Consider the following 15589-nt stretch of genomic DNA (forward strand, 5'->3'; position numbering starts at 1 on the left):
CATGACCGCCACCACTGACGACAAATACCTGGTGCCCGCCTTGCAACGCGGTTTGGAGCTGTTGGGGCAGTTCAACCGCACCACGCCCACGCTCACCGGGGCCGATTTGGCCCGCAGCATGGGCCTGCCGCGTGCGTCGGTGTTTCGCATCTTGCACACCTTGGAGCGCTCGGGCTTTGTCGAGCGTGTGGGCGACTCCACCAGCTACAAACTCAGCATTGGGGTGTTGCGTCTGGGCTTTGAGTTTCTGGCGTCGATGGAGCTCACCGAATACGGTCGTCCCGTCATCGAACAGCTGCGCGACAGCTCGGGCTACTCGGCCCATTTGGTGGTGCGCGATGGCCGTGATGTGGTGTTCGTGGTGAAGGCCGCAGGGCGCAGCGCTTTGTTTCACTCCATCCAAGTGGGCGCGCGTTTGCCGGCCCATGCCACGGTGTTGGGCCGCTTGCTGTTGTCGGACCTTGATATGGCCGCCCTGAAAACGCTCTACCCCGAAACCCCGCTGCCCACTTACACCGACAAAACGCCCACCACCTTGGCACAGCTCAAAACCTTGATCGACGCCGACCGTGCCAACGGCTTTGGTCTGAGTCAGGGTGGTTTTGAGAATGGCATCTCCACCATTGCCGCCCCAGTGTTCAACCAGCAGCACCAAGTGGTCGCAGCCATCAGCATCACCGTACCGGCTCAACAGGTGGCGCCAGAGCTGGCCAAGGTCTTGGTCTCACACGTGCAATCGGCGGCAGCGCAATTGACCGAGCGCCTCAGCCACTTTCAAAAACCAAGTTCGACATGACCACCTCCACCCCATCACCACACATCACCGTTGGCGAACTGGCCGCCCGATTTTTAGAACAGTGCGGTGTCAAGGCTGCGTTTGGCGTGATCTCGATCCACAACATGCCGATCTTGGACGCCTTCCACCGGCGACAAAACATTCGCTTTGTGTCGGCGCGCGGCGAAGCCGGTGCCTGCAACATGGCCGATGCCTATGCGCGTGTCACCGGCACCCTGGGCGTGTGTGTCACCAGCACAGGCACCGGGGCGGGCAATGCAGCAGGCGCCTTGATCGAAGCACTCACCGCTGGCACGCCGCTGTTGCATCTGACGGGACAAATCGAGTCGCCTTACTTGGACCGTGACCTGGGCTACATCCACGAAGCCCCAGCCCAAGTGGCCATGCTGCAAGCGGTGGGCAAAGCGGCGTTTCGCATCCGCAACCCCGAGACCGCTTTGGCCACTTTGCGCGAAGCCGTGCGTCTGGCCTTCACCCCACCCTGTGGCCCCGTCAGCATTGAAATTCCCATCGATGTGCAAGCCCTGTTGATGGACTTACCGCCCGAAATGTCGCCCTTGCCCGTGCCACCGGTGGTGGCCCCCGCGTCGGAGGTGCAGGCCTTGGCCGAGCGTTTGCGCAGCGCCAAGCGTCCGCTTTTGTGGCTGGGCGGTGGGGCTCGTGCAGCAGGCCCGGCGGTGGAGCGCTTGGTCAACATGGGCTGGGGTGTCGTCACCTCGGTGCAGGGGCGCGGCATCTTGGCCGAAGACCACCCGGCCTCTTTGGGCTCGTACAACTTGCAAAAGCCTGCCGAAACGCTGTACCAAAGCTGTGACGCCATGCTGGTGGTGGGCTCGCGGCTGCGCAGCAACGAAACCTTGCGCTACCAGCTCAAGCTGCCGTCCAAGCTCTACCGCATCGACGCCAACGCCTTGGCCCACAACCGGGGCTACACCAGCGACTACTTTGTGCAAGGCGACGCCGCGCACACCTTGCATGCCTTGGCCGATCTGCTCGAAGGCCAGATGCAGATCGACCCCGCCTTGCGCAAAGACGTGCAGCACGCGCGCCAAGAAGCCGCCGGTTTGGTAGACGCCACCTTGGGCGCTTACGTCACCTTGAAAAACGCCGTGGCCACCCACGCGGGCAAAGCCCTGTGGTGGGTGCGTGACATCACCTTGTCCAACACCATGTGGGGCAACCGGGCCCCCGTGCTCGACCACCCGCGTGCCGGTGTGCACGCGCTGGGCGGGGGCATTGGTCAAGGCCTGGCCATGGCCATTGGCACCGCCGTTGCCGATGCCGAACACCAGTTGGGCCGCAAAACCGTGGCCTTGGTGGGGGACGGTGGCTTCATGCTCAATGTGGGCGAGCTGGCCTGTGCGGTGCAAGAAAAAGCCAACCTGGTGGTGCTGCTCATGAACGACAGCCGCTACGGGGTGATCCGCAACATCCAAGACGACCTCTACGGCAGCCGCCATTGCTATGTCGACTTGCACACGCCCGACTTTGCCCAGTTCTGTGCCAGCCTGAAGGTCACGCACCTGGCCTTGTCGGAGCCCGCGCAAACCCAAGCTGTGCTGCAGCAAGCGTTCGCCACCTCAGGCACGGTGGTGGTCGAGGTCGACATGAACCGCTGGGGCGCTTTCGCGGTCAAGTTCGCGGGCCCTATTTTGAAAAAGGACTGAGCCATGTCACGTGCTGTGCTGGAGGTGACCCTGGTGGGCTTTGGTGCCATTGGCCGTTCGATTTTTCAACGCTTGGGCGGTTCGGCCCACACCCGCATCGCACACATTGTGGTGTCGCCAGCGCGTGTGGCGGCGTTGCAAGCCGAGTTGGGGAGCGCGGTGCAAGTCAGCGACCAAGTGCCCGCCAGCAGCCGCTTGGTGCTGGAGTGCGCAGGCCACTCGGCCCTGACCCAGCACGTGGTGCCCGCACTCGCACAAGGCGTTGAATGCGCGGTGCTGTCGGTGGGCGCGTTGTCAGCGGCGGGCTTGCCCGAGCAACTGGCCCAAGCGGCCGAGCAAGGCCAAACCCAGGTGCATTTGCTGTCGGGTGCCATTGGCGGCATCGACGCCATTGCTGCGGCGCGCCTGGGCGGCTTGACCGACGTCACCTACACCGGGCGCAAACCGCCCAGCGGTTGGCGTGGCACACCGGCTGAGCAAGTGGTCAACCTCGACACCTTGACGCAGCCCGCTGTCATCTTGCAAGCCAGCGCGCGCGAAGCCGCGCGGCTGTACCCCAAAAACGCCAACGTGGCGGCCACTGTGTCTTTGGCGGGCTTGGGGCTGGACGCGACCCAGGTGCGCTTGATTGCCGACCCGGGCGTGACCGAGAACATCCACGAAATCATGGCCCGTGGCGCCTTTGGCGAGATGCACCTGACCCTGCGCGGCCAGCCTTTGGCAGACAACCCCAAAACCTCGGCGCTGACCGTGTTGTCGGCGCTGCGCTTTTTGCACAACCGCAGCGCTGCGGTCACGTTGTGAGCACGCCATGACACAGCACCTTCAAACCTTCATCGCCGGCCGCTGGCGCGATGCCTCGGGCCCCGAGTACACCACCGAATACCCCGCCGACGGCAGCACCGTGGCGCGCTTGCATGCCGCCACCGTGGCCGATGTGGACGAGGCCGTGCACGCCGCCGAGCGCGCACGCCTGCAACCGTCTTGGGCCAACTTGAAACGCCATGAGCGTGCAGGCATCTTGCACCGCATCGCCGCTGGCATTCGTGCCCGTGGCGAAGAGCTGGCGCAGCTGCAACGCCTGGACAACGGCAAGCCCATCAACGAAACCCGTGCCTTGGTGGCCAGCGCCGCAGGCACCTTCCAGTTCTTTGCCGCCGCCTGCGAAACCTGGGAAGACACCCTCACCCCCGCACGTGGCGACTACCTGACCATGAGCGTGCACGAACCTCTGGGTGTGGTGGGTGCCATCACACCGTGGAACTCGCCCATCGCCAGCGAAGCCCAAAAAATGGCGCCTGCACTGGCGGCGGGTTGCGCCATGGTCTTCAAGCCTGCCGAAATCACACCACGCATGGCCATCGAGTTGGCCAAGATCGCGCAGCAAGCCGGGGTGCCCGACGGCATCATCAGCGTCTTGCCAGGCAAGGGTTCGGTGGTGGGCGAAGCACTGGTCAAACACCCGCTCATCCAGCGCATTGCGTTCACTGGGGGCACCAGCGTCGGTTTGGGCATTCAGCGTTTGGCGGCTGAAAAGCTCATGCCCACCTCATTGGAGTTGGGCGGCAAGTCGCCCACCATCGTGTGCGCCGACGCCGACCTCGACCACGCCGTGGCTGGGGTGCTGTTTGGCATCTTCAGCTCTTCGGGCGAGTCGTGCATTGCGGGCTCGCGGGCCTTTGTGCATGCCAGCGTGTACGACGAATTCAAACGCCGTTTGCTCGCGGGCGTGCAAGCCTTGCGCGTGGGCGACCCGGCCGATGAGCGCACCCAAATGGGCCCCTTGGTCAACCTGGGCCACCGCGCGTCGGTGGAGCGCTATGTGGCGCTGGGCGTGCAAGAGGGCGGTCGCGTGTTGTTTGGCGGCAAGCGCCCTGAAGGCGGCTTGTTTGACCGAGGCAGTTTTTACCTGCCTACCGTGATTGAAGGGCTGCCCAACACCGCCCAGATGTGCCAGGAAGAAATTTTTGGTCCCGTGCTGGCCTTGCTGCCGTGGCATGACGAGGCCGACTTGCTGGCCCAGTGCAACGACAACGTCTATGGCCTGGCCTCTGGCATTTGGACGCGCGATTACAAGGCCGCTTGGCGCATTGGCAGCGCATTGAAAACCGGCACGGTGTGGATCAACACCTACAAACTGTTCTCTGTCAGCACGCCCTTTGGTGGCGTCAAGCTCAGTGGCACGGGCCGCGAGAAAGGCCGCTTGGGGATTTTGGAATACACCAGCCAGAAAAGTTTTTACTGGGGTCTCAACGACAACCCCTTGCCTTGGGCGGGTGCGTGATCGGTCCGGCCATGTGCAAGCTATTTTTCGGTCATCTATGGCCCCAGCGCACAGCCTGCCTGTGGGCGCTCGTTGTGCTGGCGGTGTGTTTGCCTGGCCAAGCGCAGCCTGTGTCAGCTGTTGAAAAATCTTTGGCCCAAGAGCGCTTCACGGTGGTGGCCCCGTTCCCGCCCGGTGGACCTGTGGACACCTTGGCGCGGATGCTGGCCGATGGTTTGCAAAAGCGCTACAACCAGCCGGCGGTGGTGGAGAACTTAGCGGGTGCGGCAGGTAATTTAGGCATCGACAAGGTCAAGCGCGCCAAGCCCGATGGCCACACCTTGCTGGTGGTGCCGGCGGGCAACCTCACCATCAACCCCACGTTGATGCGCAATTTCCCGTTCCAGATCGAGAAGGACTTTGCCCCCATCACCATGTTGGCCAAAGCACCCAATGTGCTGGTGGCCGGCCCTGGCCTGGCGGCGAAAAATCTCAAAGAGGTGTTGGCCCTCACGCAAGCCAAACCCAACAGCTTGTCGTATGCGTCGCCTGGCGTGGGCAGTGGTCTGCACCTGGCCGGCGAGCTGTTCAAACAACAAACCGGCGCCGACTGGTTGCATGTGCCCTACAAGGGAACCGGCCCGGCCCTCAACGACGTGTTGGGTGGCAGCGTGCCCTTGATGTTCAGCAACTTGCCCGCCACCTTGCCCTACATCCGCAGCGGCAAGCTGGTGGCGCTGGGTGTGACCGATGCCGTGCGCACCCCGGTGGCGGCTGACATTCCAACCCTGGCCGAGCAAGGCGTGGCGGGTGTGGTGGTCACCTCTTGGTACGGCTTGCTGGCGCCCAGTGGCACACCGCCCGAGCTGTTGGTGCAACTCGCCAAAGACGCTGCCGACATCTTGAGTCGCCCTGCGGTGCGCGAACAACTGCAGGCGCAAGGCTTGACGCAAGCGACCCAAACCCCGGACGAATTTGCGGCGCACATCCGTCAGGAAACCCTCACCTGGCGGCGCGTGATTCAGAGCCGCCACATCGAAGCCGATTGACACAAAGCTAGAAAGCAACCCCCATGGATTTAGGAATTGCCGGAAAAAAAGCCTTGGTGTGCGGGGCCAGTGCGGGCCTGGGCTTTGCGTGTGCGCAAGCCTTGGTGCGTGAAGGCGTCCACGTGGTCATCGTGGCCCGCACCGAAGCCCCGCTGCGCGAAGCCGCCCTGGCCTTGACGGCGCTGGATGCAGGGGCCGTGGACTGGGTGGTCGCTGATGTGACCACCGCCGATGGACGGGCCCGCATTTTGGCGGCGCACCCGCAGGTCGACATCTTGGTCACCAACGCAGGCGGTCCCCCGCCCGGCGACTTTCGACACTGGGACCGCGACGCGTGGATCGCTGCCTTGGACGCCAACATGCTGGCGCCCATCGAACTCATCAAAGCCACCGTGGACGGCATGATGGCGCGTGGCTTTGGCCGCATCCTCAACATCACCTCCAGCGCGGTCAAAGCGCCGGTCGATGGCTTGGGACTGTCCAATGGCGCACGCAGTGGCTTGACCGGCTTTGTGTCGGGTCTGGCGCGTTCCACGGTGGCTAGAGGCGTCACCATCAACAACCTGTTGCCGGGTACGTTTGACACGGCACGGCTGGCGGGCAACTTTGCGGCCCAAGCGCAACGCGAAGGCCGCACGGTGGAAGAAGTGCGCAGCGCTCGCTTGGCCAAGCACCCCGCGCATCGCTTGGGCCAGCCCAGCGAGTTGGGGGCCACTTGCGCATTTTTGTGCAGCGTGCACGCAGGCTACATCAACGGCCAAAACGTGTTGCTCGACGGCGGGTCGTTCGCTGGCGTTTGACGCCAGCGTTGCCAGTTCTTGCTCAGGCTTTTGGAACGGCGGCTTTGTCCAGTTGTCGCTGGGCCAGGGCTTTCAGGGTACGGCGCAGGCGCACGATGCCCATGTCGTGCTGGTACAGGTGCTCGCGCTGGTTGGCGTCAGGCTCCATGTGCTCCATGGCCACACGGTCTTGTTCCAGCACTTGCCAGTGGCGTGCCTCCAGACGGTTTTTGTACAAGAAGCGCCACACATGGCGCTGCCAGCCCGAGACCTTGCGGCAACGCCAAAAGAAGATGCCTGCCGCCTCGCGTGTGATGGGCACATAGCTGCCAATGATGGTGAAGCTGCCGCCCGGGCCACCGGTCTTGGGATAAGGAATTTCCAGGCGCATCCAGTGCGCATCGTTGGCCATCCACTCGGTCCAATCGAAGTTCACATTGCGCTGGCCTTTCTTCTCGAAGAAGAAACCTTCGTCGGTGGGACGAATTTGAAAATCAGCGGTCAACTCGCCATCGGCCATGGTGTGCGACTGCTTGTGCAAGTAAGCACCATGCATGGGGTCGATCACGTTTTCCATCACGTAGCGGTAGTCGCAACCCCACTCGGTGTAGCAAATGAAGGAGGACCATTCAGGCGAGCTCAGCTGCTCGGGCAAACGCAGGGGGGGCGGTGTATCGAGTTTGGGGTCGGTGGCATTGAACAAAAAGATGGCGCCGTTGGATTCGGCGGTGTGGAAGGTCCGCGTTTGGCGTGAACCTTCGAGCTTGCAGCCGGGGCTGCCGGGCACCCGGGTCACGGTGCCGTCGCAGCGCACCTCCACGCCGTGGTACGGGCAGGCAATGCGGTCACCCAAGATCACGCCCAGCGACAGCGGCGCGCCACGGTGCGGGCAGTGGTCTTCCAGCGCGTGGACCTTGCCTGCTTGGTCGCGCCACAGCACGATCTTGTAGCCCAGGCGGCGCAGTGAGACGGGGCTTTCTTTCACAAAAGTGCTGGGGCACACGGGGTACCACAGGTCTTTCAGACCTTCGGCCAACACGGCTTCGGTGGGGTCGGCTTGGAAATGCATGACAGAGGTGTTCATCAAGTGCTCCTGATTCAAGCGCCCAAGCGGGCCATTTCTTGTTCAAACGACGCTGCCGTCCAAGGCTGCGCATCGGGGCCCGACGGGCCTGCGGTGTTCAAGTAAGCGACCAGCGCGTCGAGTTCATGAATGCCCTGGGCAAACGCACGCTCCAGCGAATCACCCAGCAAGTTTTCATACGCCGTGGGCGGCGCCGAACGGTGTTGGTGGGTCTCGTTGGACAAGGGGGGTAGTGCGCGCATCACATCTCTCCAAAGAAAAAAGGAATTTGAAACAAGGTCAACGGGGTTTGTCGGTCATGAAGCGACCGCTGGGTGCTTCGGCATCTTTTTGGCGTCGTGTGTGGCCGTCGATGCCCCCCTTGATGGCCCACTCGGCGAACACCGTGGGCCCAGGCGTGAACTCGCGGGGCTGCCAAGCTTCGGTCAACTCGTCCTCGTCGGTGTAGTACTCCACCAGCGCACCAGCGGGGCTGACAAAGTACCAGAAGATGGCCGACGAAATCGGGTGACGGCCGGGGCCGAGTTCGGTGTCCCAGCCGCAGCGTGACATGTGCAAGCCACCGCCAAACACCTCGTGCACATCGCGCACGGTGAAGGCCACATGGTTCAAGCCAGCGCGGGGTTGAGGCAATTGCAGCAAGAATAAATTGTGGTGGCCGCCCTCCGGTGCACAACGCAAAAAGCAGCCGCGACTGGGGTAGCGGTCTGACACCACAAAGCCCAGATGCTCTTGGTAAAAGGCAGAGGTGGCTGCCAAATCGGTGACAAAAAACACCACATGGCCCACCTCAATCGGGGTCGCACGGTCGTACGCGGGACTGGCCTGGTCCACGCGGTGGCGCTCGCCCCAGGTGTTGGTCTTGGCACACGCCAAGGTCACGGCATGCTTTTGCGTCACTTGCACGCGCACGGCCAAGCCCGTGGGGTCGGTGCAACCGACGCGGCCACCCTGGTCCACATAGCCAGGTTGGTGTTGCAGGGCTTGTCGAACGCGTTCCAGGTCGGCGGTGTTGGCCACACCCCAGACCACCTCGCGCAAGGTCGGGTCCGGCTCGACGCCTGTGGCTAAGCCGGGTTTGTCGGAATGCGCCACCACCACCCGGCAGCCATTGAGCGAGGTGAACACCAGTTCTTGCGCCGACTCGGAATGCAGCGACAGCCCCCAGTCTAAAAAGAACTGGCGACATGTCTGCAGGTCGCTGGCGCCAAAAATGACTTCGTCAATGCCGAGTAAATGCATGCTTCTCAAGCCTGTTCGTTGTTTCTTTAGTAAAACAATGTTTCTGATTTGAATCGATCAGATTATTGTCACGCTGTTTTCGCTTGTCAAGCTTTGGCCGGCGCGGTGACCCGTGGACCCACGGCTACTCTGAGACGCACGTTAAATTCAAACCCACTTTGCCGAACTGCTGTTGTGACGCGAGCCGATCGAGGGCGGCATGCACTTGGTCCATGGGGTATTCGTGGTCGATCACGGGCTGGATGCGGTGCTGCGCCACAAACGCCAGCATGTCGTGGAATTCTGCGAAGTTGCCGTGGGTCGAGCCCAAAATTTGCAGCTGCCGAATGAAGATGCGCCGCAGGTCGGCGGGCGGTTGGTCGCCACTGGTGGCGCCGCAGGTCACCAAGCGGCCGCCGCGTACCAGCGACTTCATGGCCGCAGACCACACGGCTTGCCCCACGTTCTCGATCACCACGTCCACACCCCGCCCATCGGTGAGGGCCATCACGGCTTTCGACACATCGTGCGTTTGGCTGTTGATCGTGTGGTCGGCACCGAGCGCCAGGGCGCGCTCCAGTTTGTGGTCGTCACGTGAGGTCACGATCACCCGCACGCCCATGGCCTTGGCCAACTGCATGGCCGCCAGCGACACGCCGCCGCCAACGCCAAAAATCAGCGCCGTCTCCCAGGGCTTGATTTGCGCCTTGGTCACCAGCATGCGCCAGGCCGTGATGTGGTTCACGCCCAGCGCAGCAGCTTGGACAAAGCTCAGGCCAGCAGGCATGGCAAACACATTGCGTGCTGGCACGCTGACCCATTGGGCAAAGGTGCCGTGGCGGTGTTCACCCAGCAGCTGAATCTGGGTGCACAACACGTTGTCGCCGCGTTGGCAAAACTCACAGCGCCCACAGGTCACGGCCGGGTGAATCAGCACCCTCTGACCCACCGCCAGCACGCGCTCATCGGCGTCCACTTCTTCTACCGTGCCGGCACCATCCAAGCCCATGATTTGCGGCAGTTGGTGGGTGATGCCCGCGCCGCTGTTGCGCATGTACAAGTCCACCTGGTTCAAGGTGGCGGCTGTCATGCGCACCAGCACCTCGCCGGGTTGTCTAACTGGCCGCTCGCAGCTGCGAACCTCCACCACCTCATTGCCACCGTGTCCGGTGATGACCACTGCTTTCATGGCGTGCCTCCTGGCGTGACCTCCTGACCCTCTCTTTGGCCTTCTCCTGCGCTGTCGGGTCCGCCTGCGTCAATCTTCTCCATATTGCCCAAGAGCTTGAGCAAATAGTGCAGCGTGTGCGTCAAGTCGCCGGTGGAAAAGTCGGTCAACGCGGCTTCGTAGTACGCCCGAATTTTGGGTTGTGCATCGTGTTGCCACACCCGGCGCCCGTGGGGGCTCATGGTCACCAGCTTCGCGCGGCGGTCGCGGGCGTCGGCCAGCAACTTGAGGTGACCGTCACGTTCCATGCGGCTGAGCAAGCCAGAGAGGTTTTGCCGACTCACCATCAGGTAACGCGCCAAATCGCCCACGCTCATACCGCCTTGTGCTTCGGGCCGCGACAGCGCGCCGAGCACCGCCCATTGCTGGGTGGTCAGACCCTCGTTTTCCACGGCACGTGTGCCAGTTTTATGCAACATATTGGTACATTGATACAACTTGAAAAACAAGCGATTGGCCAACTCCATTCGGGCTGATTCAGTTATTTCAGGGTAAACCATAGTGTTTTAGGTCTTTAAAAGGCTTGCGTCTTGAATCCGAGTGGGCTTAATATAAGTCAATACATTGGCATATTGCAAAAAATATTTTGCGATGTGTCCCCACAAGCATAACCACTGATTCAACCGGAGCGCCCCATGCAAAGAATGAAAAACAAAACCGTCGTCATCACCGGAGGCGGTGGCGGCATTGGCGGCGCCACCTGCCACCGCATGGCCCAAGAGGGCGCAAAAGTGGCGGTGTTTGACATGAACCTAGAAGCTGCCCAAAAAGTGGCAGATGCCATCACGGCTGCGGGCGGCCACGCGGCCGCTTTCAAATGCGACATCACCGACCGTGCCGCCGTAGACGCAGCGGTGGCGGCCACCGAGGCGCAACTCGGCCCCATCGACGTGCTGGTCAACAACGCCGGCTGGGATGTGTTCAAACCGTTCACCAAAACCACGCCCGATCAGTGGGAGCGTTTGATTGCCATCAACCTCACAGGTGCCCTGCACATGCACCACGCGGTGTTGCCCGGCATGGCCGCACGCAAGAGCGGGCGCATTGTCAATATCTCGTCTGACGCGGCACGCGTGGGCTCATCGGGCGAGGCCGTTTACGCCGCATGCAAGGGCGGCTTGGTGGCGTTCTCGAAAACCATCGCGCGTGAGCACGCACGCCACGGCATCACCGTCAACGTGGTGTGCCCTGGCCCCACCGACACCGCCTTGTTTGCCGACTACAAAGAAGGCGCGGGCAACCCCGAGAAGCTGATGGAGGCCTTCACCCGCGCCATTCCGCTGGGTCGCATCGGCCAGCCGCAAGACCTGCCCGGCGCGATTGCGTTTTTTGCCAGTGACGACGCGGCCTTCATCACCGGCCAAGTGCTCAGCGTTTCGGGCGGCTTGACCATGAACGGCTGAGCCCCAAGCGCCACCCAACTTCCCCTCATTCAGAAAGATTCCCATGAACTTTGAAGACATCCTGTACGAGAACCGCAACGGCGTGGCCTGGATCACCATCAACCGCCCCGACAAGATGAACGCCTTTCGCGGCACCACCTGCGACGAACTCATCAAGGCTTTGAACAAAGCCGGTTATGACCGCGACATCGGCGCCATTGTGTTGGCAGGCGCGGGCGACCGCGCTTTTTGCACCGGCGGCGACCAGAGCGCGCACGACGGCAACTACGACGGCCGCGGCACCATTGGCCTGCCCATGGAAGAGTTGCACGACGCCATCCGCAACGTGCCCAAGCCCGTGATCGCCCGTGTGCAGGGTTTCGCCATTGGCGGCGGCAACGTGCTGTGCACGATTTGCGATCTGACCATTTGCTCAGACAAAGCCATCTTTGGCCAAGTCGGTCCCAAGATGGGCTCGGTCGACCCCGGCTACGGCACCGCCTTTCTGGCGCGCGTGGTGGGTGAGAAAAAAGCCCGTGAAATTTGGTACCTCAACAAGCGCTACTCGGGTCAAGAAGCGGTGGCCATGGGCCTGGCCAACGTCTGCGTGCCCCACGACCAGCTCGACGCCACCGTGCAAGAGTGGGGCGAGACCATTTGCGAGCGCAGCCCCACCGCCATTGCCATTGCCAAGCGCAGCTTCAACATGGACACCGCGCACCAGTCGGGCATTGCCGGCATGGGCATGTACGCGCTCAAGTTGTACTACGACACCGAAGAGTCGCGCGAAGGCGTGAAGGCCTTGAGTGAAAAGCGCAAGCCTGATTTCCGCAAATACGCCAAATAAGCCAAGCCACTGGCCGGAGACACCTGATGAATCCCAATCCCTACATTGACGACGACCTGCAAGCCCTGGCCGACACCGCGCGTCGATTTGCCGACGAGCGCATCAAGCCGGGCTTTCAAGAGCGCGACCAAACCCGCGTGCTGGACCGCGCCTTGCTGCGTGAGATGGGCGAGTTGGGTTTCATCTGCCCTGAGCTGCCCGAAGAATTTGGCGGTTTGGGGATGGGCTGCTTGGCCGCCGGCGTGATCCACGAAGAAATTGCCCGCGCCGACCTGAGCTTCTCTTACCTCAACCTCTTGGCCTCGCTGAACGGCCACATTTTGTCGAAGTACGGCAACCCCGAGGTGGTGGGCCCGTGGCTGAAAAAACTCACCCAAGGCGAGGCCATTTGCGCCATTGCCTTGACCGAACCTCGCGGTGGCTCAGATGCCGCCAACCTGCGTTTGCGCATCGAGCGCGAGGGCGACTTTTACATCATCAACGGTGAAAAAACCTCCATTTCAGCCGCCGACCAAGCCGACATCACCGTGGTGTTTGGCCGCACTGGCAGCGCCGAAGACGGCGCGCACGGCGTGACCGCTTTGTTGGTGCCCATGGACACCCCGGGTTTGACCACCAACCGCTTCGACTGCCATGGCCAACGCGCCATTGGCCGTGGCTCCATCTTTTTTGAAAACGTGCGCGTGCCCGTGAGCCACCGCTTGGGCGACGAGAACAAAGGCTTTGTGCAAGTCATGCACGGCTTTGACTATTCGCGCTCGCTCATCGGCTTGCAGTGCTTGGCCGTGGCCCGTGTGGCGCTGGAAGAAACCTGGGAATACATCACCCAGCGCCAAGCCTTTGGCCAACCCTTGTCGGCCTTTCAAGGCGTGACCCACCCGCTGGCGCAGTTCGACACCGAGGTCGAAGGCGCGCGCTTGCTGTGCCTGCAAGGCCTGTGGCTCAAAGACAAAGGCCTGCCCCACACCGCCGAGGCGGGCATGGCCAAGTGGTGGGGCCCCAAGCTGGCCTATGACGTGATTCACCAATGCCTGTTGTGCTACGGCCACGGCGGCTACGACCGTGGCCTGATGGAGCAACGCCTGCGCGATGTGCTGGGTTTCCAAATTGGCGACGGCACGGCACAGATCATGAAGACCATCATTGCGCGCACCCGTGCAGGCCGCCAATTCGTGCCCGCCTGAGCACCGACAACACACCATCCACCCCACGAGGAGACAAGCATGCAATTCGACGCCGTACTCATCCCACCCCGTCGTGCCCACAGCGTGGCCCAGGGCCTGTGGCACGACCGCACCATCAACGACGACCTCGACCGCTGCTTGGCGCAATGCCCCGACAAAGTGGCGGTCACCGCTGTGCAAGCCGAGAGTGGGGTGGTGACGCGCTTCACCTACCGCGAACTCGCCGCCATGGCCGACCGCGTGGCCGTGGGTTTGAGCAAGCTCGGCGTGGGCCACCACGACATCGTGGCTTGCCAGTTGCCCAACTGGTGGCAGTTCACCGTCACCTACTTGGCGTGTTCGCGCCTTGGTGCGGTGATGAACCCGTTGATGCACATCTTCCGCGAGCGTGAGCTGTCGTTCATGCTCAAGCATGGCGAAGCCAAAGTGGTCATCGTGCCCAAGGTGTTCCGAGGCTTTGACTACGAGCAAATGGTCGAGGGCCTCCAACCCAGCTTGCCCGACTTGCAGCATGTGGTGGTGGTCAACGGCACCGGGGCCAACAGCTTTGAGGCCTTGCTCAGCGGCCCGGCGTGGGAGCAAGACCCGCAAGCGCACGCCATCCTCACCCAGCACCGCCCCGGTCCAGATGACGTGACCCAACTCATCTACACCTCGGGCACCACGGGCGAGCCCAAGGGCGTCATGCACACGGCCAACACCGTGATGGCCAACATCATTCCCTATGCCCAGCGTTTGAAGCTGAGTGCCGACGACATCGTGCTCATGGCCTCGCCCATGGCCCACCAGACTGGCTTCATGTACGGCTTGATGATGCCCATCATGTTGCAAGAGTCGGCCGTGCTGCTCGACATGTGGGAGCCGCTCAAAGCCATCGACTTGATCCGTGCCGAGGGCTGCACCTTCACCATGGCGTCTACCCCCTTCCTCACCGACTTGGCCAAAAACGTGGCCGAGTCGGGCCAGGCGGTGCCCAGGCTGCGCACCTTTTTGTGCGCGGGCGCACCCATCCCCGGCCCGCTGGTGGAGCAGGCGCGTGCGGTGCTGGGCACCAAGATCGTGTCGGCCTGGGGCATGACCGAAAACGGCGCGGTGACCTTGATCGAACTCGACGACCCCGACGAGCGCGCCTTCACCACCGATGGCTTGCCCTTGGCCGGGGTGGAGCTCAAAGTGGTGGACGACGATGGCCACGCCTTGCCCGCCGGCCAGCCCGGCAAATTGCTGGTGCGTGCCTGCTCCAACTTTGGCGGCTACCTCAAGCGCCCACAGTGGAACGGCACCGATGCCGAAGGTTGGTTTGACACCGGTGACTTGGCCCGCTTGGATGCCCAGGGCTATGTGCGCATCACCGGGCGCAGCAAAGACGTGATCATCCGTGGGGGCGAGAACATTCCCGTGGTCGAGATCGAGGCCTTGCTCTACCGCCACCCTGCCATTGCCTTGGCCGCCATCGTGGCCTACCCCGACGAACGCTTGGGCGAACGCGCCTGTGCGGTGGTGGTGCCCAAGCCGGGGCAGAGCATTGATTTGCCCCAGCTCGTGGCCTACCTCAAAGAACAAAAGATCGCCCAGCAGTACATCCCCGAACGCTTGGAAGTGCGCGAGAGCATGCCGTCCACCCCCTCGGGAAAGATTCAAAAATTCAAGCTGCGCGAGGACTTGCGTGCCTCGCTGGATTGAGCCACCCATGTCCAACACGCCGCTGCGCGCACGCTGCTGAGGCCCTCTTGCCTTCGGCTTATCTTTTTTCCATTGGAGACAACAGCATGACCCAGACCCCCAACACCCTGCGCCGCGCGCTCACTATGGCCGCTTTGGCTGTGCTGGGCCTAGGCACCACCTTGGCCAGCCATGCCCAGGCCTGGCCCACCAAACCCATCCGCATCGTGGTGGGCTTTGCCCCCGGCGGCACCACCGATGTGCTGGCGCGTTTGATGGCGCAAAACCTCACTGACACCTTGGGCCAAACCGTGGTCATCGACAACAAGCCGGGTGCCAGCGGCAACATTGCTGCCGCCGAAGTGGCCCGCGCCGCGCCCGATGGCTACACGTTTCTGATTGCCCCCACCTCGGTCGAAACCGCCAA

The 15589-nt window shown here is 62.5% G+C and carries 16 protein-coding genes; 11 read left to right on the forward strand and 5 right to left on the reverse strand.

The annotated features are described in order from the left end of the window. The first annotated feature begins 1 nt into the window (after window position 1). From ACKWJN_RS11495 to ACKWJN_RS11520, 6 genes are read left to right on the forward strand one after another with little or no spacing between them, the layout of a single operon-like run. Entirely contained in the window at window positions 2-796 is a 795-nt protein-coding gene (locus tag ACKWJN_RS11495; protein WP_408597029.1) for an IclR family transcriptional regulator, read from the forward strand. Continuing rightward, window positions 793-2463, forward strand: coding sequence for a thiamine pyrophosphate-binding protein (locus ACKWJN_RS11500; protein WP_408597031.1), 1671 nt, complete (start codon window positions 793-795; stop codon window positions 2461-2463). The genes ACKWJN_RS11495 and ACKWJN_RS11500 overlap by 4 nt, the downstream gene beginning before the upstream one ends. A gap of 3 nt (window positions 2464-2466) precedes the next feature. Beyond that, window positions 2467-3267: an aspartate dehydrogenase gene (locus tag ACKWJN_RS11505; protein ID WP_408597033.1), complete on the forward strand. Its 801-nt coding sequence runs from the start codon at window positions 2467-2469 to the stop codon at window positions 3265-3267. A 7-nt stretch (window positions 3268-3274) separates the two neighbouring features. Then, window positions 3275-4747: an aldehyde dehydrogenase gene (locus ACKWJN_RS11510; RefSeq protein ID WP_408597035.1), complete on the forward strand. Its 1473-nt coding sequence runs from the start codon at window positions 3275-3277 to the stop codon at window positions 4745-4747. 11 nt (window positions 4748-4758) lie between these two features. Beyond that, entirely contained in the window at window positions 4759-5775 is a 1017-nt protein-coding gene (locus ACKWJN_RS11515) for a Bug family tripartite tricarboxylate transporter substrate binding protein (RefSeq protein ID WP_408597037.1), read from the forward strand. 23 nt (window positions 5776-5798) lie between these two features. Then, the gene (locus ACKWJN_RS11520) at window positions 5799-6575 is read left to right on the forward strand and encodes an SDR family oxidoreductase (protein WP_408597039.1); all 777 of its coding nucleotides are present in this window, start codon (window positions 5799-5801) and stop codon (window positions 6573-6575) included. Window positions 6576-6597: 22 nt separating this feature from the next. Here the strand turns inward: ACKWJN_RS11520 and ACKWJN_RS11525 are convergent, their stop codons facing one another. The 5 genes from ACKWJN_RS11525 to ACKWJN_RS11545 form a co-directional block, all read right to left on the reverse strand. Further along, window positions 6598-7638, reverse strand: coding sequence for a Rieske 2Fe-2S domain-containing protein (locus ACKWJN_RS11525; RefSeq protein ID WP_408597041.1), 1041 nt, complete (start codon window positions 7636-7638; stop codon window positions 6598-6600). A gap of 14 nt (window positions 7639-7652) precedes the next feature. After that, a complete protein-coding gene (locus tag ACKWJN_RS11530) occupies window positions 7653-7880 on the reverse strand; it encodes a recombinase-like helix-turn-helix domain-containing protein (protein WP_408597043.1) in 228 nt (75 codons plus the stop codon). 37 nt (window positions 7881-7917) lie between these two features. Then, on the reverse strand, window positions 7918-8880 hold the full coding sequence (locus tag ACKWJN_RS11535; RefSeq protein WP_408597045.1) for a VOC family protein: 963 nt from the start codon (window positions 8878-8880) through the stop codon (window positions 7918-7920). Between the two features lie 124 nt (window positions 8881-9004). Continuing rightward, a complete protein-coding gene (locus ACKWJN_RS11540; protein ID WP_408597047.1) occupies window positions 9005-10048 on the reverse strand; it encodes a zinc-binding dehydrogenase in 1044 nt (347 codons plus the stop codon). Then, window positions 10045-10587 (reverse strand): MarR family winged helix-turn-helix transcriptional regulator, encoded by a 543-nt coding sequence (locus ACKWJN_RS11545; RefSeq protein ID WP_408597049.1) that lies wholly within the window; start codon window positions 10585-10587, stop codon window positions 10045-10047. The genes ACKWJN_RS11540 and ACKWJN_RS11545 overlap by 4 nt, the downstream gene beginning before the upstream one ends. 135 nt (window positions 10588-10722) lie before the next feature. Here ACKWJN_RS11545 and badH point away from each other — a divergent pair, with 135 nt between their 5' ends. The 5 genes from badH to ACKWJN_RS11570 all read left to right on the forward strand — a co-directional run. Beyond that, entirely contained in the window at window positions 10723-11490 is a 768-nt protein-coding gene (gene badH / locus ACKWJN_RS11550) for a 2-hydroxycyclohexanecarboxyl-CoA dehydrogenase (RefSeq protein ID WP_408597051.1), read from the forward strand. A 43-nt stretch (window positions 11491-11533) separates the two neighbouring features. Beyond that, on the forward strand, window positions 11534-12316 hold the full coding sequence (gene badI / locus ACKWJN_RS11555; RefSeq protein WP_408597052.1) for a 2-ketocyclohexanecarboxyl-CoA hydrolase: 783 nt from the start codon (window positions 11534-11536) through the stop codon (window positions 12314-12316). Window positions 12317-12342: 26 nt separating this feature from the next. Beyond that, window positions 12343-13500: a cyclohexanecarboxyl-CoA dehydrogenase gene (gene aliB, locus ACKWJN_RS11560; RefSeq protein ID WP_408597054.1), complete on the forward strand. Its 1158-nt coding sequence runs from the start codon at window positions 12343-12345 to the stop codon at window positions 13498-13500. 39 nt (window positions 13501-13539) lie between these two features. Next, window positions 13540-15183 (forward strand): cyclohexanecarboxylate-CoA ligase, encoded by a 1644-nt coding sequence (aliA, locus tag ACKWJN_RS11565; RefSeq protein ID WP_408597055.1) that lies wholly within the window; start codon window positions 13540-13542, stop codon window positions 15181-15183. Window positions 15184-15269: 86 nt separating this feature from the next. Then, the coding region (locus tag ACKWJN_RS11570) for a Bug family tripartite tricarboxylate transporter substrate binding protein (RefSeq protein WP_408597057.1) at window positions 15270-15589 on the forward strand (320 nt) is incomplete at its 3' end.

Source organism: Limnohabitans sp., from assembly GCF_046052825.1.
GTDB lineage: Bacteria > Pseudomonadota > Gammaproteobacteria > Burkholderiales > Burkholderiaceae_C > Limnohabitans.